Origin of the sequence: Sinomonas sp. P10A9 (genome assembly GCF_041022165.1) — a bacterium.
Lineage (GTDB): Bacteria > Actinomycetota > Actinomycetes > Actinomycetales > Micrococcaceae > Sinomonas > Sinomonas puerhi.
Genome location: NZ_CP163302.1, coordinates 13,845 through 36,561 on the forward strand (window position 1 = coordinate 13,845; position 22,717 = coordinate 36,561).

Here is a 22,717-nt window from a genome sequence, read left to right on the forward strand (position 1 = left end):
GAACCCACGAGCCGTGGTTCCGCGCCCGCTGAAGGACGTGCGGGGTCTTCCTTCGCCCCGTGCTGGGCGGTCAGGCGCCCGGGGCGTCCTTGGCTTCATCCTGGCCGCCATTCGACGCGGCGTGGATGTTCTTCATCGCCTGCGAGGCATCCGGGCCGGCCACGTGCTTGCCTTCCGCCGCGGTTGCGTCCTCCGTCTCGGCCTCGGTCCGGGGGGCGGTGGCATCCACAGGAGTGGCGACCTGGACGGCGTCGGGAGTGATCGCAGCCTCAGTGAGGGGCTCGTCCGCCACCGGTGCCGGCTTCTCGGCCATGACAACCGGCTCGGTGCTCGGCGCAGTGCTTGCCGGTACGGGTGCGGGGGTCGCGGCCTGGCTTGCCGCGGCCGTGGATGGCGCGGCGCTGCTAGGCGCGGGCGGTACGGGCGAAGGGGTCTTCCATGGGTCCTCGACCGGCTTGGCGGCCTTCCACGCCGCGACACCGGCAGCCACCGCCGCCGCTACCACGCCGAAGACGAGGAGTCCGCGGCGCTTCTTCTTCGGCGCGGGCGAGGAGATCTCATCCGCGGCCCGTCGCATTGCCTGCTGTGCGGCAGAGACGGCATCCTTTGCGGCCGCATCAGCCTGGCGCACGACGCCGGAGTCGGCGATCCTCTGCGCGACAGCGTCAACGTGGGCGGGGGCGCTCGAGAGCGAGCGATTGACGGACTCTGCCGCCTGCGCGATGCCCTCGGAGATCTTCGGCAGGTACGTGTCCGCCGCATCCTTGATGGCGGGTGCAGCCTTGTCGACGGCGTGGTGAAGCCTCGGCGCGGCGGTATCGACCGCATCTGTGATCCGCGGAGCGAGCTGCGACAAGCCGTCCTGGATCTTCGGGGTCACGGTGGCCACTCCTTCGGCCAGATTGTGCGCAGCGGACTTGAGTCCCTCTTGGATGCGCGGTGAGGCAGTGTCAAGGCCCTGCTGGATCCTCGGTACGGCCCAGTGCACCGCCGCATCGACGCGTGGCTGCGCCCAGTCCCGGGCGTTCTCGACGCCCGAGGCAACATTGTGCTGGACGTCCCGGGCGAGGGACTCGGTTGCGTTCAGGCTCTTCTCGACTGGTTTCTTCACGGTGACCTCCGGGAATCTGCTGGACTAACGCCAGCCTACGTGGCAGGCGATGCGTAGGCTACGGTCACACGAGCGCAGAGGCCGATGGGTTCCCCGATTTCACCGACCGCGGAACGACGGCGGCACCGGGCGGAGGCCTGTCGTGCCATGGAAGAATGGCCGCCATGAGCGCAATCGCAACTGCCAAGGCAACCATCCACACGAACCACGGTGACATCGTGGTCAACCTCTTCGGCAACCACGCGCCGAAGACGGTCAAGAACTTCGTGGGCCTCGCGACCGGCGAGCAGTCCTGGACGCACCCGGAGACGGGCGAGGACAAGACCGGCACTCCCCTCTACAACGGCACCATCTTCCACCGCATCATCCGCGACTTCATGATCCAGGGCGGCGACCCCCTCGGCAAGGGAATCGGCGGCCCCGGCTACAAGTTCGACGACGAGATCCACCCCGAGCTCACGTTCAAGGACCCGTACAAGCTGGCGATGGCCAACGCCGGAATCCAGGGCGGCAAGGGCACCAACGGCTCGCAGTTCTTCATCACCACAACCGACACGAGCTGGCTGCACGGCAAGCACACGATCTTCGGCGAGGTCGCCGATGACGCATCGAAGAAGGTCGTCGACGAGATCGAGGCCGTCCGCACGGGGATGCAGGACCGTCCGGTCGAGGACGTCGTCATCTCCTCGATCGACGTCGAGCAGCTCTGACTCGCCTGACGTGACCCAAGGAAGCCCGGCGGCCGGCCCTGAGGCCGTCCCTGTCTGCCCGCGCCACCCGGACCGAGTCTCCTATGTGACGTGCCAGCGCTGCGGTCGGCCCGCGTGCCCCGAGTGCCAGCGGCCGGCCGCCGTCGGCTTCCATTGCGTGGACTGCGTCCGCGAACTCTCCGCAGCCCGCCAGGGCCATCAGGGCAAGACGGTCTACGGTGCCACGGCGCGTCCCGGCGGGCGGCCGGTCGTGACCCTCGCTATCATCGCCGTGTGCGCGGTCGTCTACGCGCTGCAGTGGCTCGTGCCGGACGACGCCGTGACGGATGCCTTCTTCTATCGGAATTCCGCGGCTCTCACTGCCGAGGAGCCCTGGCGCATGCTGACGAGCGCCTTCCTGCACTCGCAAGGGTTTTTCCTGCACATCGTGCTGAATATGTACACGCTGTGGCTTTTCGGCCAGGCGCTCGAGCCCGTCCTGGGCCGGATCCGCTTCCTCGCCGTGTACCTCCTCTCCGCGGTCGGTGGGTCCGTCGGCTTCCTGCTGCTGGCGCCCGGGCAAGCGGATGTGATCGGGGCCTCGGGTGCTGTCTTCGGACTCTTCGGCGGGCTGTTCGTCGTCATGCGGCAGAGGGGCGGCGACGTGCGCCAGCTCCTCATCCTCATCGGGATCAACGCTGTGCTCGGCTTCGTGATCCCGGGCATCGCGTGGCAGGCCCACCTCGGCGGACTCCTCACCGGCGCCGCGGCGACCGCAGTGGTCGCCTATGCGCCCCGTGGCCGGTCCCGCACCGCCGTGCAGATCGGCGGGTTCGTGGTGATCGCCGTGCTGCTTGCCGCGGTTACGTTCGTGAAGGTCTCCTCCGCCGTGGTTTCCGCTGGCGGCTACGGAATCTGAACGCCGGACCCCTCTCCACAGCGTTATCCACAGTGTGTACAACTTACAGTCCTGTAGTTACTCGGCCGTAGACCCCTTGTTCACGGCCCACGGGGCCGGGCCGTTCGGTTGAGCTCGGCACCCGTGGGCCCCGCATCCCCAGTCTGTGGATAACTCTGGCCAGTGCCTGTGGATGCTGTGGACGGCCGTGGCTCAGGCGCCGTCGTGCGCGAGGAGCTCGTCGAGCCGCTCGTAGCCCTCATTCATGCCATCGGTCATCCCTGCCTGGAGCATGGCATCGCGGTCCTCGACCGCTTGGAAGGTCGAGTGGACCGTGAGGCGGCACCGCCCGTCGGGCAGGTCCTCGAGCACGGCTGTGTCGAGGGAGACGTGTCCGGGGGCTCCCTCGAACTCGAAGGTCTGGACCATCCGGGTCGGAGACGTCAGCTCGTGGAACGAGCCGTGGAACCCATACTGGTTTCCTTCCGTATCCGACTGGGAGAACCGGTACGAGCCGCCCGTGCGGGCATCGAAATGGTCGATTGAGGTCGCGTACTTCCTCGGACCGATCCATTGGGCAAAGATCTCCGCGTCGGTGTGGGCGCGGTACACGCGTTCAGCGGATGCGTCGAACGTGCGGACGACGTCCACGAACGGGAGCCCGGGCTCGGCGGTGACGGTCGAGGTCTTGGTGGCGGTCATGGCTGGATTCCTTCCTCAGTGTCCTGGGCTGCGACGCCCTGGTGGGACAGAAGCGCATCGAGGCGCTGGTACTTCTCTTCGGTCCGGATCCGGTAGTCGTCGATCCAGGCGGCCAGGGGGCCGAAGGCCGTGGGTTCAAGGTGGCAAGGGCGGCGCTGGGCGTCGCGGCTGCGAGTGATGAGGCCAGCGTCCTCGAGCACCTTGAGGTGCCTGGACACTGCCTGGACGGTCACGGCGAAGGGCGCCGCGAGTTCATTCACGGTGGCGTCGCCCCGTGCCAAGCGTGCCACCAGCTTCCTCCGAAGTGGATCGGACAGGGCGGCGAAGGCACGGTTGAGCCGGTCCTCATCCGCGGTCGTCTCGACTGCCGTGTCACCCATGTCGTCCCTCCTGTGGTCGATACATCTGGTATTCGACGTATCAATTCAAGCGATCTGTTGCTCAACGAATCGGTTGAATACGACCAATTTACGCCGCGTCGATCTGCGGGTCAAGTGATCTTCTCCACAGCGGTTATCCACAGTGTGAGTAACTTACAGCCGTGTAGTTCAGCTGGTGTTTACCCGCTAGCGCCCGCCGTGGTCATCTGAGGAGTGGTTTTGACCGCAACTTGTCCCCACGTGTGGATAACTCTGGGCATAAAGCCTGTTGGAAAGTGGACAAGCGTGCAGAGGCAAGTCGGCTGGGTCGCCTAACATGGGAAGCGGAATACGTCCAGTCACACGGGTGCGAAGACCCAGAGGAGAGCTATGGAGCCGACGCAGTTGACCCGCCGCGCTGCCCTTGCCGGCCTGGCTGCTGCGGTCAGCACCGCGGCCGCGGCCTGCAGCGCCCCGGAAGACGCCCAGGCCAACCTTGCAGCGCCGGGCGAGTCCGCGACTCCCACTCCATCCTCGACCCCCACGCCGTCCGCCACTCCGACGCCCGCCAAGCCGGCGTTCACCTCCGACTTCGTCATCCCACCCGTCCAGGGCGGTCTTGCCCCAGTGATCACGCGGGTGGTCACGAAGCAGCCCGTCGTCTTCCTCACGATCGACGACGGCATCGTCAAGCACCCCGAGTCCCTCGCGCTGCTCAAGCAGTACGACTACCCGGCCACACTGTTCCTCACGAAGTCGGCGATGGGCGAGAACCCTGGGTTCTTCACGGGCTTCCAGAAGGCCGGCGACCGCATCCAGGACCATACGATCAGCCACGACACGACGATGAGCACCAAGGGCTACGCCTACCAGCTCGGCGAGATCACGGGGATGAGGGACTACATCTCCACAACCTACGGGGCGGCACCCACCCTGTTCCGGCCGCCGGGCGGCGCCTACTCGCCCACGATGCGCAAGGCCGTGGCCGACGCGGGGCTCAAGGCCATCATCGACTGGGAGGCCAAGGCCAACGCCGGCTCGATGCAGTACCAAGTCGGCAATGCGCTGCGCCCCGGCGACATCGTGCTCATGCACTTCCGTGAGGAGTTCGCCGCGGACCTCGCGGCGTTCCGCGCTGCGCACCAAGCGGCCGGCCTCACGGTCGTCCGGCTCGAGGACTTCATCGGCGCCTGAGGCTCCCCGAAACGGCGCGGTACCGGCGTAGGCTCTGGCGAGGAGGTATGCCATGAGCAATCTGGAGACCGATCCCCGCGAGACCCTCTGTGCCGACCGGCCGGGGGGCTCCGGGGTCGAGATCATCGAGCCCCGTGAGGTTCCCCTCGGCGGCCCGCGGGCCATGACAGTCCACCGCACGCTCCCGTCGCGGGAGCGTTCGCTCGTGGGTGCGTGGTGCTTCCTCGACCACTACGGGCCCGACGACGTCTCGTCGAGCGCCGGCATGCGCGTCCCACCGCATCCCCACACGGGCCTGCAGACGATCAGCTGGTTGTTCACGGGCGAGATCGAGCACCGCGACAGCGCCGGGCACCACGCCCTAGTCCGCCCGGGCGAACTGAATCTCATGACCGCCGGGCGTGGCATCAACCATTCCGAGTATTCGACCCACGGCACCACCATCCTGCACGGGGTCCAGCTGTGGACAGCGCTCCCCGACCCGTTCCGCGCGGTTCCTCCGGGATTCGAGCGGTACGCCCCGCCCGCCGTCGAACTCGAGGATGAGACGGGTGCCCGCGCCGGGGAGCTGCGTGTGTTCCTCGGATCCCTTCACGGGGCGGCCTCCCCAGTGCGGACCTATACCGCGCTGCTGGGCGCCGAAGCGGTGCTCGAACCCGGTGCCGCCGTCGAGGTCCGGATCGCAACGGAGTTCGAGCACGCGTTCCTGCCCGACGGCGGAAGCCTCGAGCTCGACGGCGGGGTTGACGGGGAGACAGTCCCCCAAGCCCACCTCGCATACCTCGCGGCTGGCCGAGATCGCGTGCGACTGACGAATCCGGGCAGCGCTCCCCTGCGCGTGATGATTCTGGGCGGTCCCCCGTTCGCGGAGGAGATCACCATGTGGTGGAACTTTGTGGGACGCTCCCATGAGGAGATCGTCGCGTTCCGGGAGACGTGGAACAGCGAGATTTCAGGCGGCCAGACGCATGACGACGCCCCGTTCGGCCCCGTCGTCGAGCTCACCGAGGGCGAGGCGGCCCTTCCTGCGCCGCCGTTGCCGAATGTTCGGCTCCGCCCGCGGCCCCGGGCGCGGGATGCGGGAACGACCGGCGCACCAGCCCACAACGCACAGCACAGCACCGCAGGCCACAGAACAGCGGAGCACAGTACCGCACCGCGCAACACCCAGAACACCGCAGACGAGAGGGAGGTACCCATGAGCGTCCAGGAATCCGAGCAGCAGGCAGGACAGACACAGTTTGTGCATGCGGAGCAGCGGCACCGATACGAGGTGCACGTCGGCGGGGCGACTGCCGGCTTCACCCAGTACCGGGTGCTGTCCGACGACGCCGTGCTTGCCTTCGACCACACTGAGGTGGCCGAGGGCTATTCCGGCATGGGGCTCGCGAGCAAGCTCGTGACCTTCGCACTCGATGATGTTCGGGCCAAGGGGCAGCGGATCCGTCCGTACTGTCCCTACGTGCGGGCGTTCATCAAACGGCACCGTGAGTACGCGGATCTTGTCGAGGATGGCTTCACCGAGTGAACCGCCCGTGAGCGAGGTGGTCGGGGCGGGGTTTTCCACACCCTTGTCCACCCCGTGGATAACTTACAGTCGTGTTGTTCCTTGTGACTGGCCGGTATCCACGGACTTTCCCACAGGCTGTGGATAACTTGTCGCCCGAAGTTCACAGCCGGTGGACATCGTCTGGCGCGCAGGGCTGGCCCCGGGGTGTTAGCGTGGGCCGACCAGTCCCCCTGCCTGTGCGAGGAGCGCATGAGCGTCGTCTGGAAGCCCATCGAGGCCGCCCACGCCCCCGCATGGGCTGAACTGAGCAATCTCCTGGCCCGTGCCGACGACACCGATGAGTTCTACAATCCTGAAGACCTCGTCGAGGAGCTCGAGGAACCGGGCGTCGATCCGGCGGCCGATACGCTCGGAGCATGGGACGGCGACACCATGGTTGCCTACGGCCAGCTGCGCGTGACCGAGGCGATCCTCGACCGTGAGGCGAATGCGTCGCTCTCCGGCGGGGTTCATCCCGCGTGGCGAGGACGCGGTCTGGGGCGGGCCGTCATGGACTGGCTCGAGCCGCGCGCGGACGTCCTCGCGGCGCAGCGCTTTCCCGGCGCTCCGGTGGTCTGGTACATGTGGTGCGGTAAACCCGGTTCTTCGGCAGAGCGGCTCGCGGCCGCCCGCGGATACCGCCCGGGGCGGTACTTCCGGGACATGAGGCTCACGCTCACGACGTGGGAACCAGTCGACTCGGCCGCGGACCCGGTCTGTGCCCACCTTGCTCCAGCGCACCATGAGGCGACCCGCCGCGCCCACAACGAGGCGTTCGCCGACCACTGGCGGTCCTCCGAGCGCGACCCCGCCCGTTGGGCAGATCAGCTCTCCTCTCGCAGCTTCCGCGCGGACCTCTCGCGCGTGGCGGTGAACCCGGATCCCAGCCTCGATCCGGATGACGCCGTCGACGCGTACGTCCTGTGCCACGAGTTCGTGAGCGGGGAGCTCTACGTGACCCTCGTGGGAACCCGGAGGCGAGCCCGTGGACAGGGCCTCGCGAGTGCGCTCCTGCAGGATTCGCTCGCCGCCGCCAAGGCGCAGGGATACCGGCTCGCGGATCTCGGCGTGGACTCCGAGAGCCCTACGGGAGCGGTGGGACTCTACGAGCGTGTGGGCTTCATGCCGATCCGCACCACGGTGGTCTACGAGCGCCGCCGCTGACCCCGCCCCTCCATTCCCTCACTGTCTCGGGTACAGGCGGCGGCTACTATGGCGCCCATGGAGCGCGAAACCGGCAGCACCGTCTCCCCCCGTCCCCGGGCTCCTGAAGCGGAGGAACGTCCGCTCGCGCTGATCACGGGAGTCGGGCGCACGGTCGGGATCGGGGCGGGCATCGCGCGGGAGCTTGCCCGGCAGGGCTGGGACCTCGCACTCTCCTATTGGCGCCCGTACGACGCGCGGATGCCGTGGGGAGTCCAGACGCACGACGCCGAGCGGCTGGCCCAGGAGCTCCGCGACGGCGGCGCGGCGGTCACCGCGATCGAGGCCGATCTTGCCGACCCCGCCGTCCCTGCGCGGCTCCTGGCCCAGATCCGTGCCGAGCGCCCGGTCCGGGCGCTCGTGCTGAGCCACGCCGAGTCCGTGGACTCATCGCTCATGGACACGAGCCTCGACTCCTTCGACCGGCACTTCGTGGTCAACGCGAGGGCATCGTGGCTCCTGATCCGCGCCTTTGCCGAGCAGTTCCCGGACGAGTGGCATGGACTCGGACGGATTGTGGCCCTCACATCCGACCACACTGTCGGAAACATGCCGTACGGGGCAAGCAAGGGAGCTCTCGACCGCATCGTGATGGCCGCGGCTCGCGAACTCGCGGAACAGGGCATCGCGGCGAATGTGATCAACCCGGGTCCGGTGGACACGGGCTGGATGGACGACGAGACGAGGGAGTCCCTCACGGCCCGCCAGCCGTGGGGCCGGCTTGGGACGCCGCGGGATGTGGCAGGTGTGGTGGCCTTCCTCCTCAGCGCACCCGGTGGCTGGATCAACGGCCAGCTCATCAAGGCCGATGGAGGATTCTCGGCCTGAAACATGCAACTCAGGGAATTAGAGATATTCGATGGATCGCATATTGGGAGGAAGTGGGTCCCTCCGCTCCGATCAGTGGGACGAAGCGATCTCGGGGTTGACCGGAGCCAGCAGGTCCGGTGCCCCACGGCCATGCTCGTCCGGTGTCCCACTGTCGTCGGGCGTCCGGTTGCGGAGGAACGCCGCGAGGACGATTGCGGCGACGCCGGCCGCCGCGGCCACGAGGAACGCAGCGCGGAATCCAGCCATGGCAGCCTCCGGGGCTGGCATGCTCGCCGCAGCGCCGCGCGCGGTCCCCGCCATGACGGCGACGAGCAGCGCCGTCCCGGCAGCACCGGCAACCTGCTGGAGGGTGTTCAGGATTGCCGAGCCGTGGCTGTAGAGGCGCGGTGGGAGCGGGTTGAGGCCGGACGTGAAGGTGGGGGTGAACAAGAGGGCGAGCCCCATCGAGAGCACCACGTGGAGGCCCATCGCGAACCACACCGAGGTGTCCGGGCGGAGGAAGGCGAGGGCCACGAGCACGGCCGTGATGAGTGAGGTGCCTGTGACCGTGAGCGGCACGGGGCCCACCCGGTCGAACCACTTCCCCACCGTTGGCGCGAGCAGACCCATCGCGAGGCCGCCGGGCAGCAGGAGGAGCCCGGTCCCCAGGGTGTCAAGCCCGCGCAGCTCCTGCAGGTACAGAGGGAGCAGGATGACCACGCCGAACAGCGCCATCATGCCCACCATGAGCAGAGCCGTGGCGATGGTGTACATCGGATACGTGAACGCGCGCAGGTCCAGCAGCGGCGAGCCCGTGCGCTGGAGCGCGAGCTGCCGCAGGACGAAGAGCAGGAGCGCGACGCCGCCCACCGCGAGAGGGACCACCGGTCCCAGACCGCCGGCGCCGTCTCCGCCGATCTGGCTGAGCCCGTAGACCACCCCGCCGAACGCCGGAACCGAGAGCAGGGCCGAGAGGACGTCGAGACCCGGCCGCTCGCCGTCGGACGTCGCGGGAAGCTTCGCCGCGCCGAACAGCAGCGCGGCGACGGCGATCGGCAGGACTGCGAGGAACATGAAGCGCCACGAGAAGTACTGCAGGATGAGGCCGGAGATGGTCGGACCGAGGGCCGGGGCCACTGAGATCACGATGCTCACCGTGCCCATGACCTGGCCTCGGCGCGGGATAGGGATGAGGTTCAGCACGCTCGTCATGAGCAGCGGCATCATGATGGCTGTTCCGGAGGCCTGGACCACGCGTGCGAGGAGCAGGATCCCGAAGCCCGGCGAAACGGCCGCGAGCAGCGTGCCGGCGCTGAACAGGCCCATCGCGAGGATGTACACGGTGCGGAGGCTGAGGCGCTGCAGCAGGAATCCGGTGGTCGGGATGACCACGGACATCGTGAGCATGAACGCCGTGGCGAGCCACTGGACGGTCGGCGCGTCCACATGCAGCTCGCCCATGAGCCGCTGAAGGGCCACGTTCATGATCGTCTCGTTCAAGATCACCACGAACGCCGCAACGACCAGGACGGTGACGACGAGTCTGGTCTCGGGTGTGATCTGGTGCTGCTCGCGCGCGCTTCGGGGGTGTCCGGCGGCCGACGGCGAGGGGTGCTCGGGTGCGGAGGGCAAAGGGACTCCTGGGACGGATTGGTCTGGGAAGCGTCTGTGGGGTCCAACCGTGTCCGGGGCGCGGTGATTCCCGATGGGCGGGACGCAGGCCTCCATTGTCCCAGACGTGGGGGGAGCAGCACCCTGCGGATTGACCCGGGGCGTCAGACCCCGCGGATGTTCCTCGCGCGGTAGCCCGTGAAGGCGACGGCGAGGAGGGCCGCGGTGATGGCGACGATCCACCACACGGGTGCCCAGTCGGCGTCGGCCGCCGTCACGCGGGGGATGACGTGGAACGGGCTGGTGCCGAGCAGCCAGTCCGGCGCCTTGAGCAGGGGGCCGAAGAGCGTCAGGATGAGCCAGTACACGACGAGCAGCCACGCGATCCAGCGGAACGTCGGAATCACCCCGACCAGGGCAAGCCCTAAGGCCGCCGCGAGCCAGAGCGCGGGAACCGTCGCGAGAGACTGCCGCACGACGTCCGCGACGTCGATCTGGGCGCCCGTCGAGGCAGCGGTGGCCGCGAGGACGACGCCGCCGACCGCCACCGTGACGGCCGGCGCCACGAGCGCCACGGCCGCCGCAGGGGCGAAGTAGCCCTGCCGCGAGACAGCGGCCGAGAGAAGCCACTCCGCGTGGCCCTCGTCCTCCTCGGCAGCGAACCGTGCGGCGATCTGGATCCCGAACGCAGCGCCGGCCATCGACAGCATGAGGAGGAGCATCGCGACGAACGTGAGGGTGAGGTCCGCCTCCGTTGTGGCGCGCGCGGCCAGGAGCTGACGGATGAACGCGTTGCCCTCATAGAAGTCGCGCATGGTGCCGGTGACGAGCCCGAAGACGAAGCCGAGGAATGCGAAGGTCGCCAACCACGTGAGCGTCGGTGCGCGGTTGAGCGCGGCCGTGTGCCCCCAGATCCCGGCGCCCCACCGAGGCGGCCCGGGCCGCTGGCCCACCAGGCCGCCGCCGAAGTCCCGCCGCCGCGACAGCCACCCTCCGGCCGCCGCCGTCACGAGGCCTGCCAGGACGAGCAGGCCCCAGGGGAGCACATTGCGCTCCGAGGCTGGCCGGACGAGCTCCGCCCAGCCCATGGGGCTGGTCCACAGCATCCACTCCCCGCCCGAGAGCGTGTCTGCCACGCCCCGGAGCACGTAGCTCACCACGAGGACGCCGGCCGCGAGGGTGTTGGCCGTGCGCGCGTACGCCCCGATCTGCGAGGTCACAGCCGCCACCCCTGCGAACGCGATCCCCATGCCCCCGATGAGGCCGCCGAGCGCGAGCGCCTCGTCTGCCCGCGCGCCCGACGCCGTCAGGGTGCCGCCGATCGCGAGGGCCACCGCCGCCGAGGCGAGCCACGCGAGCAGGACGGCGGAGGCGAGCCGCGCGTGCGGACCCACTACCCCCGAATCGATGAGCTCGGCCTCCCCCGAGTCCTCCGCGGCGCGCGCGTGCCGCGTCACAGCGAACACTGCCATGAGCGCGGCAAAGAACATGCCGAAGACTTGGATGCGCCACGTCGTGAAGCCAAAGGCGTTGTCCAGATGGTGTGCGGGCCCGATGAGGAGCATGAATGCGGGGTTGGCGCTCAGGCTGAGTTCTAGGGCCTTGGCCTCCTGCGGGGTCTCGAACACGGTCGAGTAGCTGTTGTAGACCGCGAAGGGGAAGAACGCGATGATGAGGACCCACGGCGCGAGCTTGAACCTGTCGATGCGCAGTGCGAGGAGCAGCAGGCGCCATGTCCCCGCGAACGCCGTCATGGTGCCTCCTCCGGCGAGTCCCCGCGGTGGCGACCGTGCCCGCGGGGGTGCGGGGCGGCGTCGTGCGTCTGATCCCCTCTCTCGGCGGCGGCCGGCGGCGGGAGCCTCTCGCCGTAGTGCTGGAGGAACAGGTCCTCGAGGCTCGGCGGCGTGACAGTGAGCGCACGGACGCCGTGCGCGGCGAGGGCGTTCATGGCGGGGCCGAGCCCGTCGGCGTCGACGCTGAAGCGGACCCGATGGTCCTCGACGCGCAGGTCAGCGACGCCCGGGAGAGAGCTGAGCTCCGCCCCTCCATCCTCGAGCGTCGCGGCCACATTGGTGCGGGCGTGGAAGCGCATCTGCTCGAGTGTCCCGGTCTCGACGACCCTGCCCTGGCGGATGATGCTGATGCGGTCTGAGAGGGCCTCAACTTCCGACAGGATGTGGCTCGAGAGCAGCACGCTGCGGCCAGCCGCCTTCTCGCCGCGGATCTCCTCGCGGAACAGCGCCTCCATGAGCGGATCGAGGCCAGCGGTTGGCTCATCGAGGATGAGGAGCTCGGCGCGCGAGGCCAACGCCGCTACGATGGCGACCTTCTGCCGGTTGCCCTTCGAGTAGGTGCGCCCACGCTTGGTCGGATCGAGTTCGAACGTGTCGATGAGCTGGGCCCGGCGCGCCTCGTCGAGGCCGCCGCGGAGCCGGCCGAGGAGATCGATGGCCTGGCCGCCGGTGAGGCTCGGCCACAGGCTCACGTCACCGGGTACGTATGCGACGCGGCGGTGGAGCTCGACGACGTCGCGCCACGGATTGCCGCCAAGCAGCTCGACATTGCCTGCCTCGGCCCGAAGGAGGCCCAGCAGGACGCGCAGCGTTGTGGACTTGCCGGCGCCGTTCGGTCCCAGGAATCCGAGGACCTCGCCCTCGCGGACCTCCAGATCGAGGCCGTCGAGGGCACGTACGGATCCGAAGGTCTTCACGAGGCCAGTGATGTTCACCGGGGTGCTCATGGTGTGATCGTAGGCCGCGCCGCCGACACGCGGGAGGGACTGGCGACCTGTGTGCGGGAGGGAGCACGCGGCGTCGTGCGGCTGGGCGCGTCAGGCGAGGTCGTACACGACGATCGTGGTGCCCGGCTCGAGACGCCCTCCCGTTGAGCGGTACGCAGCGAGGGCGGCCTCGTTGTCGTGCTCGGTTCCGGTCCACATGCCGTAGCAGCCGCCCTCACGGGCGATCTCCGCGAGGGCGCCGACGAGGTGGGAGGCAACCCCGCGGCGTCGCCAGTCCTCGGCAACTGCGAGCTCGTACAGGAACATCTCAGTGCCCTTGTCCGGATGGGTCATCTCGACGCCGCTGACGAAGCCGACCGCTCGGCCGTCCGGGCCCTCGGCAAGCAGCAGGTGGTGGCCGGGCTTGGCGAGGAAGTCGCGCGCCCCGGCTTCCGTGATCGGGCCGTCGAACAGTCCGGACGCGGCCGTGAGGCGGTACGCGTCGCCCCGCGTGAGGCGGCGGATTGTGATGTTCGGCGCGCTGTTCGCGTCCACAGCGCCGAGCCTACGCCGCTCCTGGCGCGAGATGAACGGGAGGCGAACCGAACATCAACTGCGGCTTGCTAGACTCGAACAGCTGAGCCCTCCCCGGCTCGCCAACCCACATGATCATCCGGAACGGACGCCGTTGCTGAGCGCCCGGAACCGGCGTGCGCCCGAAAAGAGGAGACCTCAACCCTCATGACAGCCTTGGCCGAGCCCGACTACTACGACGACTCCGACTACCGCTCCGAGCTCGATGCAAAGTATGAGGAGGGCTTCGGGCAGAGTTCTCAGTTCGACGACGAGGACGACGACGGCCTCGACGACCTCTTCTCCGGGCTCTTCGACGACGATGAGGACGACGACGACTTCGCGCCCGTCAAGCCGAAGTCCGCGCCGAAGAGGGCCGCGGCCAAGGCGACAGCGAGCTCGGTCACGACGGCCCCGCGCACCGTCTCGGATACCAAGATGACCACCACCTCCGTTTCGCGTGCGCCTGAGCCCGTGCTCGTGGTGGAGGCTCCCATCGCGGACGCTGCGGCGGTTGAGGTTCCCGCGCTCGAGGCGCCCGCGGTGGATGTGCCTCCTGAGGACGTACCCCCGGTGCAATCCCCAGCGGTCGAGGCTGCAGCGGTGGACGACCTCGGCGTCGAAATCCTCCTGGGTGATGATTCGCGGATCGATGCCGTCCGCGGTGAGGCTGAGCGGGCGCGTGCCGCTGCCGACGACGCCGCGGCCGCGGCGAAGCGGGCCGTCACCGATGCCGTCGCGAAGGCGGCTGCGGCCAAGGCTGCGGCTGCCGAGGCATCCGCCGCGGAGCAGGCGGCCCAGGACGCGCTGGCCGCCTCCGCCGCTGCCGCGGAGATTGCGGAGCGGGCCGCCGCCGAACTCGAGCTTGCGCTGTCGGTTCAGTCTGCTGCGGTCGCAGAGGCGACGCAGGACATGACCTCGGCGTCGCAGGAGGTGACTTCGGCGTCGGTGGGGGTGACTTCGGCGTCGGTGGGGGTGACTTCGGCGTCGGTGGAGGTGACTTCGGCGTCGGTGGGGGTGACTTCGGCGAGCGTGGAGCCCGAGTTCGCGGCGCACATCGCTCCCGTCAACCAGCACGTCGAGTTCCTGCGCAAGCTGCGCCCCGGCTTCGAGGTCCCGTACGTGGACCCGATCCACTCCGTGGACGAGTGCCGGATCGTGAGCCTGTTCTCCAACACGGGTGAGGCTGATCCGCGCGGCTATGTGTGGGCGGGCGACGACGCCGCGGCCACCCGGCTCCTCGGCCTCCAGTACCAGCTCGGCCTCCGGCCCGAGTGGATCATGCCGTGGAACGCCTACCCGTGGTTCACCCCGGGCGAGGCCAATGGCAAACTCACTCCGGAGCAGCTGCACGCGGGCCTCAAGCCGCTCCTGGCGTTCCTCAAGACGGTGCCGCGCGCCTCGGCGATCGTCGCGCACGGCACGGAGGCGAACCGCCTCGCACAGATGCTGCTCAAGACGGACAACCCGCTCATCTGGCGCCGCGGCCTCAAGGTCTACAAGGCCCGCTCGCTGCACGGACGCGCGTTCGCGGGCTCGAAGGAGCGCCAGACCGAGTGGCTCATCGACATGGGCCGTGCCTACGCCGACGCGATGGCGCGCGCGGGCCTCAAGTCCGGCAGGTAGCCGCGCGGAGCACCCTCAACAAAAGGAAGCGCACGACGCCGGTCCTCGCCGGCGTCGTGCGCTTCAGTTGCTCTTCGGTACTACTTGCTGCGCGGCTTGCGCAGGTGCGCCACGGGATCGGCGTCGAGCGTGATGGCCCTCCTGGCCTTCTTCGCCGCGCGCTGCTCCTTGAGCGACTTTGAAGGCTTTTTGTGGGCTTCAGGCTGGTGAGGCTGCTTGTCAGGCATGTCAGAACTCCTTTGGTCATCCCCCCGATTCACACGACAATACGCCGGTAAGATGCTTGGCACCATGCCCCCTCCGAATGCACCTGCCCCGTCATCATCCGCCGTCAGGATCGACTCCTGGCTGTGGGCCGTGCGAGCGTTCAAGACCCGCTCTGCCGCGACCGCCGCGTGCCGTGCGGGGCACGTGCGGCTCAACGGGAACCCGGTCAAGGCTTCACAGACGGTCGTCCCCGGCGACACCGTCGGCGTGCGCCAGCCCGGGTTCGAGCGCCTCCTTGAGGTGCACGTGCTGATCGTCAAGCGCGTCGGCGCGGAGGCCGCGTCGCGGTGCTACACCGACCACACGCCCGAGCGGCCGCCCGCGCCGTTCCTGGGCCTCCCGCAGCGGGATCGCGGGGCGGGTCGGCCCACCAAGAAGGACCGGCGGGAGATGGAGAGGCTGCGGGGGGAGACCCACGGCGACTGAGGGCGAACCCCGCAGAGCGCCGAATGCTCCGAAGAACCCAGGCACGGCAACAAGGAGGATGTGATGGTGGGCGCAGCCCAGACGATGCAGGCGGCGTTTGTACGTGAGCTCGGCGGTGCGGAGAAGATCGAGGTTGGGCGGCTGCCCGTTCCGGACGCGGGGCCGACGGACGTGCTCGTGCGGATGGAGGCCAGCGCCGTCAACCACGTGGACCTGTTCGTGCGGTCCGGCGCGTACCAGACCAAGACGCCGTTCCCCTTCGTGATCGGCCGGGACCTCGTGGGCACCGTCGAGGCAACAGGCCCGGGCGTGGTCGGCTTCTCCCCGGGGGACCGCGTCTGGACCAACAGTCTGGGCCACGCAGGGCGGCAGGGTGCGTTCTCCGAGTACGCGGTGGTCGGCGCCGACCGGCTCTACACTTTGCCCGACGGCGTGGACCCCTCCGACGCGGCGCCCGTGCTGCATGCCGCGGCGACCGCCCACATCGGCCTCGTGCGGGAGGCCGGGCTGCAGCCCGGTGAGACGGTGTTCATCGCCGGGGGCGGCGGCGCGGTCGGGAGCGCGACCATCCAGCTCGCGAAGGCCATGGGCGCCCGCGTGGTCACGTCGGTGTCTGCGGACGACGGCGAGTGGTGCCGCTCGCTCGGGGCGGACGTCACGCTGGACTACCGGGACCCGGACCTCGCCGTGAAGATCGGCCATGCCGCACCTGCCGGCGTTGATGTCTGGTGGGACAACAGCGGGCACCACGACTTCGAGGTGACGCTGCCTCTCCTTCGCCAGGGCGCGCGCGTGATCATCATGGCAGGCATGGCTGCGGCCCCGATTCTGCCCGTGGGTGCCCTGTACACCCGGGACGCCAAGCTCTGCGGATTCGCCATCAGCAACGCCTCGGTCTCGGACCTGGCCGGTGCGGCGAGGGTCATCAACAGCCTTCTGGCCGAAGGCAGCCTCGTGTCCCGGGTCGGGGCAACGTTCCGCCTCGCCGATGCGGCCAAAGCCCACGAGGCGCTGGAGTCCGGAGACGTCCGTGGCCGGGTGCTGGTGGTCCCGTGAACTGAGCCTGGTCAAGGCCGGGCGGGAGCACTAGGCTCTCCACCCGGCCGCCCGAAAGCTGCAGTCCGAGGCCCTCAGCCGATGGCCCGTCCCTTGCCCTCGGGGCTGAAGGCCGTGGTCACCGCAGCGACGGCGAGGATGCCCGCCCAGAAGAGTCCATGACGTTCCTCGAGGACGGCCAGACCGTGACGATGGCGGCGACCGCGCCGGGGCCTGGCGGGACCACCGTCTCGTTCGGCGAGGTCACCGGCAGGGTCGAGCCGGCGCGGTAGGCGCGTCCGGACACCTTCCGCAGGGCAGAAATCAGTGCCGAACCGTGAGCGTCGCCCATAGCCTCAAAGCGGACCCGAGAACTTCAATGGCGAGGAGGCCATGATGAGCGCGTTCCCAGAGACGACCCGTGAGACATCGCACGAGTCAGTCAAGAACGTGATGGTCGCGTCCGAGCCGACCCCTGGGGAGGCGGCGGAGCTCGAGGCGATGTACGCGACGATGTCGCGGGAGAACATGGTTCCGCTGTGGACGCAGATCGACGAGCTGATGCCGATGGTCCCGTCTCCGGCGGCGGTGCCGCACGTGTGGCGGTGGGACACGATCCTCCCGCTGGCCGCGCGCGCCGGGGATCTGGTGCCGGTGGGCCGGGGCGGGGAGCGTCGCGCGATCGCCCTGGCGAACCCGGGCCTGGGCGGGCTTCCCTATGCGACCCCTACGCTGTGGGCCGCGGTTCAGTACCTGGGCGGCCTTGAGACCGCCCCGGAGCACCGGCATTCGCAGAGCGCGTTCCGGTTCGTGGTGGAGGGTGAGGGCGTGTGGACCGTGGTGAACGGCGACCCTGTGCGGATGTCCCGCGGTGACTTCCTGCCGCAGCCGGGGTGGAACTTCCACGGCCACCACAACGACACCGATGCGCCGATGGCGTGGATCGACGGGTTGGACATCCCGTTCGTGCGCGGCATGGACGCGGGCTTCTTCGAGTTCGGCACCGAGCGGGTGACCGATGAGGCCACCCCGGACATCTCGCGCTCGGAGCGGCTCTGGTGCCACCCGGGCCTGCGGCCGCTCTCGCGGCTCGAGGACACGCCGGCGACCCCGATCGGGGCCTACCGGTGGGAGTACACCGACCGGGCCCTGTCCGAGCAGCTCGCCCTTGAGGACGAGGGCTACCCGGCCACGGTGGGCCAGGGCCACGCCGCCGTCCGCTATGCCAACCCGACCACGGGCGGGGACGTCATCCCCACGATCCGCGCCGAGTTCCACCGCCTCCGCCCCGGCGTCGCGACCCGCACGACCCGCGAGGTCGGCTCGAGCGTGTACCAGGTCTTCGAGGGCCAGGGCGCGTTCGTGCTCAACGGCGAGCGGACCACCGTGACGAAGGGCGACATGATCGTGGTGCCGTCCTGGGCCGCGGCCTCCATCGAGGCCGAGACCCAGTTCGACCTGTTCACGTTCGGCGACCAGCCGATCTTCGAGCGCCTGCACCTGAACCGCACCTTCATCGAAGGCCAGACGACCACGAAGGACCAGCACCAGTGAAGCTCACAACCCTCCGCCTGCCCTCCGGGGCAACCGCTGCCGTCCGCCAGGACGGGGACGCATTCGTCGAAGTCACCGGGTACGCGGACCTCGGCGCGCTCCTAGCGGCGCCCGGCTGGAAGGACATCGCGGCGGCGGCCGACGGCGCGCGGCACCCCGTGCAGGGCGCCGACCTCGCCGCCGTGGTCCCCGCCCCGTCCAAGGTGGTGTGCGTGGGCCTGAACTACGCCTCGCACATCAAGGAGATGGGCCGGGACCTTCCCGCGCACCCGACCCTGTTCGCGAAGTTCGCCGAAACGCTCACCGGCCCTTACGACGACATCGAGCTGCCCGCCGCGGACCCCGCGATCGACTGGGAGGCCGAGCTCGTCGTCGTGATCGGCAAGCGGGCCCGCCGCGTGGCCGAGGCCGAAGCGGCCGGGTACATCGCCGGGTACACCGGGGCGAACGACATCTCGATGCGCACGTACCAGTTCCGCACCAAGGAGTGGCTCCAGGGCAAGATGTGGGAGGCCTCCACCCCGGTCGGGCCCGTCATGGTCACCCCGGAGGAGCTCGGCGCGGACGCGGCGATCACCACCGAGGTCGACGGGGCCAGGATGCAGACCGGGTCCATCGGGGACCTCGTGTTCACGCCGGAATACCTCGTCTCCTACATCTCCGAGATGATCACCCTCAACCCGGGGGACCTCATCCTGACCGGCACCACCGGCGGTGTGGGCCGCGCCCGCACCCCCGCGGTGTACCTCACCGACGGGCAGACGGTCACCGTGGCGATCGAGGGCATCGGGCAGCTGCGCAACGTGACCCGCGCCCAGGCCGTGGGTCCCGCCGGGCCCGCGGTGCTGCCGGCCGGCGTCGATCTCGCGGCGGCCTCCTCCGGAAACGCCTGAGATGGTTGCCCGCCACGACCTCGTCACCGATGCCGAGACCCGCGCCGGGCTCCTGACGGCCCGGCGCGGGACGGCGTTCTTCGCCCGCAAGCTCAACGAGCTCGCCTACGCCGACATGGACGAGCCGTCCCTGCTGCCGGGCTGGTCCCGCCGCCACGTCATCGCGCACGTGGGCTACAACGCCCGCGCCGTCGCCCGTCTCGTCGAATGGGCCGCCACCGGGATCGAGACCCCGATGTACCCCTCGCCCGAGGCGCGGAACGAGGAGATCGAGTTCGGAGCGACCCTGCCGCCGACCGCGCTGCTGAACCTGTACGACCACTCCGCGATCCACCTCTCGGTCGAGTGGCGCGACCTCCCCGACGCCCGGTGGGGCGAGGAGGTCCGCACCGCCCAGGGCCGGACCGTGCCCGTGTCCGAGACCGTGTGGATGCGCACCCGCGAGGTATGGCTGCACGCGGTCGACCTGGACAACGGCGCCCGCTTCGCGGACATCCCCACTGAGGTGCTCCGCCGCCTGATCGGGCACATCTGGGGGGCGTGGCAGAAGCGCGCCGAGACCGCCGGGCTCGCCGTGCGCGTCCTCGGCGCCGAGGACGGCCCCACCCTCCGCGACCCCGACGCGGCAGAGACCGTCGTGACCGGGCCGCTCGCCGCCGTCGCCCGCTGGGCCGCCGGCCGCGGCACCGAACCAGGCCAGCCGCTCACCGCGACGCGCGACGGCGCACTGCTCGCAGAGGTCCCCATGCCTCCTCGCTGGATCTGAGCATCCGCACAAGCGTTCCCGGTGAGGCGCTCGTTCGAGGCTGAGCCTCCCTCCGCGCAGCCGCGGGCCGGCCACTCGTACGCCAAGGGCCTGCTGCCTGTCGCATAGGCCTTGCGGGTGCCATGGGAGGATCGGGGGATGACCCTGACTCCCCGCACGATTGCCGGAACGAACGTGGGCCCGGTCGGCTTCGGCTGGATGAACCTCAACCAGGCCTACGGCCCGCTTCCGTCCCGCGAGGACGCCGCCAAGCTCCTGCTCCACGCCTTGGACGAGGGCGTCACCCATTTTGACACCGCCACCGTCTACGGCGCCACGGCCAACGAGACACTCCTCGGGGAGACGCTCGCGTCCCGCCGCCGGGAGTTCTTCCTCGCCTCCAAAGGCGGCATGTCCTCAGCGGAGGGCCGCCGCGTGATCGACGGCCGGCCCGAAACCCTCCGTGCCCACGTCGACGCGTCGCTGAGCCGGCTGCGGACGGACCGGATTGACCTGTACTACCTGCACCGGTGGGACCGGACCGTCCCCATCGAGGAGTCGGTCGGAGCGCTCGGGGGGCTCGTTCGCGAAGGGAAGATCGGCGCCGTCGGCCTCTCCGAGATCGGTGCCGACGTGCTGCGCCGCGGCCACGCCGAGTACCCCATCGCCGCGCTGCAGAGCGAGTACTCGCCATGGACCCGCAACCCGGAGCTCGGCACCCTCGAGGCCTGCCGTGAACTCGGCATCGCGTTCGTCGCGTTCAGCCCCGTGGGCCGGGGCGCCTTCGGCGGCGTGCTGCGGGATCCGTCCGGGCTGCCGGACTGGGACCTGCGCCGCTCGATGCCGCGGTTCGACGCCGAGCACTGGCCCGCGAACCTCGCGCTCCTCGACCTCTTCGGCGCCCTCGCGGACGACGCCGGGTGCTCGCCCGCGCAGCTCGCGATCGCCTGGGTCCTTTCCCGCGGCGGGCACGTGATCGCGCTGCCCGGCACGCGCAGCTCCGCCCACCTCAACGAGGACTTCGCGGCCGGTTCGCTCGAGCTTTCGGCGGACGTCCTCGCGCGCGTCGACGAGCTCGTCAACGAGGGAACGGTTGCCGGCGGGCGCTACTCGGCTGCCGCGCAGGCCGACGTGGACACCGAGGAGTTCCCGGTCTCCTAGCTCCGCATTGGAGAGTTGTCCACATAGGCCCAAGGGCCGATGCGGACGCACGACGGCGGTGCCTAGGCTGACGTTGTCGGCTCACCACGGGCCGCGCTCAACCGGGGGAACGCCATGAAGTTGCTGTCGGGGCTCGCCGCGGCTGTTATGTTCGCCGGTGCGGTTCTCGCCTCTGTGCTCGGAGGCTTGGCCCCGCCTGCCGCGCTCGCCGTGTCGCCGAGCGAGGTGGTGGTCGAGGACACGGCCGGCGCACTGTACCGACCGCAGCTTGATCCCGCGCTCGCCGGGATCTCGTTCTATGTGCCCACCAAGGTTGTCGTGTTCACCCGTGCAGGACAGGCCGGTGACAACCTCAACGAGGCCGTGCTGCAGTTCGCACGGGCGAACCACCCTGAGTGGATCAGTGCGGACGGGCAGAAGTGGGCCGACGGGCTGTTCATCTTCGCCCTCGACACCACCGGCCGGAAGGTCGGGACATACTTCGGCGAGGATCGCAAGGTGGGCCCGGCCCAGGAGAAGGCGATCCAGGACGATACGAAGGACCTGTTCCGGACGGCCCAGTGGACCGATGGGACGATCGCCGGGGTGAAGTCTGCCGCGTCCCGGATTGGGCGGCCGTGGTACCTCTCTCCGGCCGCCTTCATCACCGAAGGGGCTGTCGGGCTCGTGGTCCTCGGCGGCGTCGGCACCTGGATCGGGGTACGGGGGTGGCGGCGAAGGAAGTTCGCCGAGGCTCTGGAAGCGGGCGATCGCTCGTATTCGTCCGTGACGCTCAAGCTCGACGAGACCGAGCTCAATGCCTCGACCATTCCGGAATCGTCTTCGTACGGCGGCCTAGTCCTCGAGCGCTGGCACAGCTTCAGGGCACAGCATCGGGAGGCGACCGAGCTGAGGGACCAGCTCACAGGCCTTCGGCCCGCCGACCGCTCAACCTCGAAGTACGTCAAGGAGGCACGGCGCTATGAGGAGATCGCGGAGACCCTCGACGGCCTCGACGATGCGATCGCCGACACGAACTCGATCCTCACGATGGACTCGCGGTGGCGTGCGGCCTGGCGCAACCAGACGGCCGAGCTGACGGAGCAGCTGGACGGGATCGACGGCATGCTCCAGGCGAAGCACACCGCCGGTTCGCCTGAGACCGCAGAAGCGGTCCGCGCTGAAGCCACCCGCGCACGCGCGGACCTCGAGCGGCTCGGAGCAGGCCTCGAGGACCGTTCCGTCACGCCGGAGGGCGCCCTCGACGGGCTGAAGTTCGCGCGCGAGCGCATCGGCGAGGCCCTCGACCGCCACGCCGAGGCGGTGATCCGCGACCACGCGAAGACCGACAAGGAGCGGGATCTCATGCGCCAGAAGCTCGACGCGTCGAGGCGGACGTGGAGGACCACGCACCGCACCCAGGGCAGCATCCTCGACGTCGCGTACCCGCAGCTGCCCGTGATCAGCATTGTGAGCTTCAGCAGCGGGATCAACTCGGGCTACTCCGCCGTGGACTCGGCACGGTCATCCTCGACCACCGGCTATGGCGGCAGCGGCGGGAGCTTCTCAGGCTCGGGGAGCTCGTCCGGCTTCTGAGCGGCGAAGCGCGGACT

22 protein-coding genes are annotated in these 22,717 nt (G+C 69.5%); 14 read left to right on the top strand and 8 right to left on the bottom strand.

The window, feature by feature from the left end; all coding sequences use genetic code 11:
• Positions 1-70 precede the first annotated feature (70 nt).
• Complete coding sequence (locus AB5L97_RS00070) at positions 71-1,111, bottom strand: hypothetical protein (protein ID WP_307958693.1); 1,041 nt, start codon at positions 1,109-1,111, stop codon at positions 71-73.
• Positions 1,112-1,275: 164 nt separating this feature from the next.
• Here AB5L97_RS00070 and AB5L97_RS00075 point away from each other — a divergent pair, with 164 nt between their 5' ends.
• Complete coding sequence (locus tag AB5L97_RS00075) at positions 1,276-1,821, top strand: peptidylprolyl isomerase (RefSeq protein ID WP_307958694.1); 546 nt, start codon at positions 1,276-1,278, stop codon at positions 1,819-1,821.
• Between the two features lie 10 nt (positions 1,822-1,831).
• On the top strand, positions 1,832-2,719 hold the full coding sequence (locus tag AB5L97_RS00080; RefSeq protein WP_307958695.1) for a rhomboid family intramembrane serine protease: 888 nt from the start codon (positions 1,832-1,834) through the stop codon (positions 2,717-2,719).
• 192 nt (positions 2,720-2,911) lie between these two features.
• On the opposite strand, the gene AB5L97_RS00085 is transcribed toward AB5L97_RS00080, so the two are convergent.
• Positions 2,912-3,400 carry an SRPBCC family protein gene (locus AB5L97_RS00085; protein ID WP_369045987.1) on the bottom strand — a complete coding sequence of 163 codons (489 nt, stop codon included), beginning with the start codon at positions 3,398-3,400 and terminating at the stop codon, positions 2,912-2,914.
• Positions 3,397-3,780: an ArsR/SmtB family transcription factor gene (locus AB5L97_RS00090; RefSeq protein WP_369045988.1), complete on the bottom strand. Its 384-nt coding sequence runs from the start codon at positions 3,778-3,780 to the stop codon at positions 3,397-3,399. The genes AB5L97_RS00085 and AB5L97_RS00090 overlap by 4 nt, the downstream gene beginning before the upstream one ends.
• A gap of 369 nt (positions 3,781-4,149) precedes the next feature.
• Between AB5L97_RS00090 and AB5L97_RS00095 the strand changes: the two genes are divergently transcribed.
• The 4 genes from AB5L97_RS00095 to AB5L97_RS00110 all read left to right on the top strand — a co-directional run bounded on the left by AB5L97_RS00095 (position 4,150) and on the right by AB5L97_RS00110 (position 8,533).
• Complete coding sequence (locus tag AB5L97_RS00095) at positions 4,150-4,953, top strand: polysaccharide deacetylase family protein (RefSeq protein ID WP_369045989.1); 804 nt, start codon at positions 4,150-4,152, stop codon at positions 4,951-4,953.
• 52 nt (positions 4,954-5,005) lie between these two features.
• A complete protein-coding gene (locus AB5L97_RS00100; RefSeq protein WP_369045990.1) occupies positions 5,006-6,481 on the top strand; it encodes a bifunctional pirin family protein/GNAT family N-acetyltransferase in 1,476 nt (491 codons plus the stop codon).
• A gap of 231 nt (positions 6,482-6,712) precedes the next feature.
• Positions 6,713-7,666, top strand: coding sequence for a GNAT family N-acetyltransferase (locus AB5L97_RS00105; protein WP_369045991.1), 954 nt, complete (start codon positions 6,713-6,715; stop codon positions 7,664-7,666).
• Between the two features lie 57 nt (positions 7,667-7,723).
• Complete coding sequence (locus AB5L97_RS00110) at positions 7,724-8,533, top strand: SDR family oxidoreductase (protein WP_369045992.1); 810 nt, start codon at positions 7,724-7,726, stop codon at positions 8,531-8,533.
• Between the two features lie 72 nt (positions 8,534-8,605).
• Here the strand turns inward: AB5L97_RS00110 and AB5L97_RS00115 are convergent, their stop codons facing one another.
• The 4 genes from AB5L97_RS00115 to AB5L97_RS00130 form a co-directional block, all read right to left on the bottom strand.
• The gene (locus AB5L97_RS00115; protein ID WP_423246811.1) at positions 8,606-10,243 is read right to left on the bottom strand and encodes a DHA2 family efflux MFS transporter permease subunit; all 1,638 of its coding nucleotides are present in this window, start codon (positions 10,241-10,243) and stop codon (positions 8,606-8,608) included.
• A 47-nt stretch (positions 10,244-10,290) separates the two neighbouring features.
• Positions 10,291-11,880 (bottom strand): ABC transporter permease, encoded by a 1,590-nt coding sequence (locus AB5L97_RS00120; protein WP_369045994.1) that lies wholly within the window; start codon positions 11,878-11,880, stop codon positions 10,291-10,293.
• A complete protein-coding gene (locus AB5L97_RS00125; protein WP_369045995.1) occupies positions 11,877-12,866 on the bottom strand; it encodes an ATP-binding cassette domain-containing protein in 990 nt (329 codons plus the stop codon). Before AB5L97_RS00125 ends, AB5L97_RS00120 begins: the two co-directional genes overlap by 4 nt.
• 90 nt (positions 12,867-12,956) lie before the next feature.
• Entirely contained in the window at positions 12,957-13,400 is a 444-nt protein-coding gene (locus tag AB5L97_RS00130; protein ID WP_307958705.1) for a GNAT family N-acetyltransferase, read from the bottom strand.
• 1,050 nt (positions 13,401-14,450) lie between these two features.
• On the opposite strand from AB5L97_RS00130, the gene AB5L97_RS00135 reads away from it, so the two are divergent.
• The gene (locus tag AB5L97_RS00135) at positions 14,451-15,044 is read left to right on the top strand and encodes a uracil-DNA glycosylase (protein WP_423246869.1); all 594 of its coding nucleotides are present in this window, start codon (positions 14,451-14,453) and stop codon (positions 15,042-15,044) included.
• 80 nt (positions 15,045-15,124) lie between these two features.
• On the opposite strand, the gene AB5L97_RS00140 is transcribed toward AB5L97_RS00135, so the two are convergent.
• Positions 15,125-15,271 carry a hypothetical protein gene (locus AB5L97_RS00140; RefSeq protein WP_307958052.1) on the bottom strand — a complete coding sequence of 49 codons (147 nt, stop codon included), beginning with the start codon at positions 15,269-15,271 and terminating at the stop codon, positions 15,125-15,127.
• Between the two features lie 64 nt (positions 15,272-15,335).
• Here AB5L97_RS00140 and AB5L97_RS00145 point away from each other — a divergent pair, with 64 nt between their 5' ends.
• The 7 genes from AB5L97_RS00145 to AB5L97_RS00175 all read left to right on the top strand — a co-directional run bounded on the left by AB5L97_RS00145 (position 15,336) and on the right by AB5L97_RS00175 (position 22,700).
• The gene (locus AB5L97_RS00145; protein WP_307958053.1) at positions 15,336-15,737 is read left to right on the top strand and encodes an RNA-binding S4 domain-containing protein; all 402 of its coding nucleotides are present in this window, start codon (positions 15,336-15,338) and stop codon (positions 15,735-15,737) included.
• 63 nt (positions 15,738-15,800) lie between these two features.
• A complete protein-coding gene (locus AB5L97_RS00150) occupies positions 15,801-16,793 on the top strand; it encodes an NADPH:quinone reductase (RefSeq protein WP_369045996.1) in 993 nt (330 codons plus the stop codon).
• 375 nt (positions 16,794-17,168) lie between these two features.
• On the top strand, positions 17,169-18,326 hold the full coding sequence (locus AB5L97_RS00155; RefSeq protein WP_423246812.1) for a cupin domain-containing protein: 1,158 nt from the start codon (positions 17,169-17,171) through the stop codon (positions 18,324-18,326).
• On the top strand, positions 18,323-19,219 hold the full coding sequence (locus AB5L97_RS00160) for a fumarylacetoacetate hydrolase family protein (protein WP_369045997.1): 897 nt from the start codon (positions 18,323-18,325) through the stop codon (positions 19,217-19,219). Before AB5L97_RS00155 ends, AB5L97_RS00160 begins: the two co-directional genes overlap by 4 nt.
• Before the next feature lies 1 nt (position 19,220).
• Positions 19,221-19,985, top strand: coding sequence for a maleylpyruvate isomerase family mycothiol-dependent enzyme (locus tag AB5L97_RS00165; protein ID WP_369045998.1), 765 nt, complete (start codon positions 19,221-19,223; stop codon positions 19,983-19,985).
• 138 nt (positions 19,986-20,123) lie between these two features.
• Positions 20,124-21,125 (top strand): aldo/keto reductase, encoded by a 1,002-nt coding sequence (locus tag AB5L97_RS00170; protein ID WP_369045999.1) that lies wholly within the window; start codon positions 20,124-20,126, stop codon positions 21,123-21,125.
• A gap of 114 nt (positions 21,126-21,239) precedes the next feature.
• Positions 21,240-22,700, top strand: coding sequence for a DUF5129 domain-containing protein (locus AB5L97_RS00175; protein ID WP_369046000.1), 1,461 nt, complete (start codon positions 21,240-21,242; stop codon positions 22,698-22,700).
• The last annotated feature ends 17 nt before the right edge of the window (positions 22,701-22,717 follow it).

Coding starts and splice junctions, on each gene's coding strand:
- AB5L97_RS00085 (WP_369045987.1), bottom strand. CDS start 3,400: ATGACCGCCACCAAGACCTCGACCGTCACCGCCGAGCCCGGGCTCCCG.
- AB5L97_RS00175 (WP_369046000.1), top strand. CDS start 21,240: ATGAAGTTGCTGTCGGGGCTCGCCGCGGCTGTTATGTTCGCCGGTGCG.
- AB5L97_RS00155 (WP_423246812.1), top strand. CDS start 17,169: ATGAGCGCGTTCCCAGAGACGACCCGTGAGACATCGCACGAGTCAGTC.
- AB5L97_RS00140 (WP_307958052.1), bottom strand. CDS start 15,271: ATGCCTGACAAGCAGCCTCACCAGCCTGAAGCCCACAAAAAGCCTTCA.
- AB5L97_RS00165 (WP_369045998.1), top strand. CDS start 19,221: ATGGTTGCCCGCCACGACCTCGTCACCGATGCCGAGACCCGCGCCGGG.
- AB5L97_RS00150 (WP_369045996.1), top strand. CDS start 15,801: ATGGTGGGCGCAGCCCAGACGATGCAGGCGGCGTTTGTACGTGAGCTC.
- AB5L97_RS00145 (WP_307958053.1), top strand. CDS start 15,336: ATGCCCCCTCCGAATGCACCTGCCCCGTCATCATCCGCCGTCAGGATC.
- AB5L97_RS00100 (WP_369045990.1), top strand. CDS start 5,006: ATGAGCAATCTGGAGACCGATCCCCGCGAGACCCTCTGTGCCGACCGG.
- AB5L97_RS00095 (WP_369045989.1), top strand. CDS start 4,150: ATGGAGCCGACGCAGTTGACCCGCCGCGCTGCCCTTGCCGGCCTGGCT.
- AB5L97_RS00110 (WP_369045992.1), top strand. CDS start 7,724: ATGGAGCGCGAAACCGGCAGCACCGTCTCCCCCCGTCCCCGGGCTCCT.
- AB5L97_RS00120 (WP_369045994.1), bottom strand. CDS start 11,880: ATGACGGCGTTCGCGGGGACATGGCGCCTGCTGCTCCTCGCACTGCGC.
- AB5L97_RS00115 (WP_423246811.1), bottom strand. CDS start 10,243: ATGGAGGCCTGCGTCCCGCCCATCGGGAATCACCGCGCCCCGGACACG.
- AB5L97_RS00170 (WP_369045999.1), top strand. CDS start 20,124: ATGACCCTGACTCCCCGCACGATTGCCGGAACGAACGTGGGCCCGGTC.
- AB5L97_RS00090 (WP_369045988.1), bottom strand. CDS start 3,780: ATGGGTGACACGGCAGTCGAGACGACCGCGGATGAGGACCGGCTCAAC.
- AB5L97_RS00105 (WP_369045991.1), top strand. CDS start 6,713: ATGAGCGTCGTCTGGAAGCCCATCGAGGCCGCCCACGCCCCCGCATGG.
- AB5L97_RS00075 (WP_307958694.1), top strand. CDS start 1,276: ATGAGCGCAATCGCAACTGCCAAGGCAACCATCCACACGAACCACGGT.
- AB5L97_RS00125 (WP_369045995.1), bottom strand. CDS start 12,866: ATGAGCACCCCGGTGAACATCACTGGCCTCGTGAAGACCTTCGGATCC.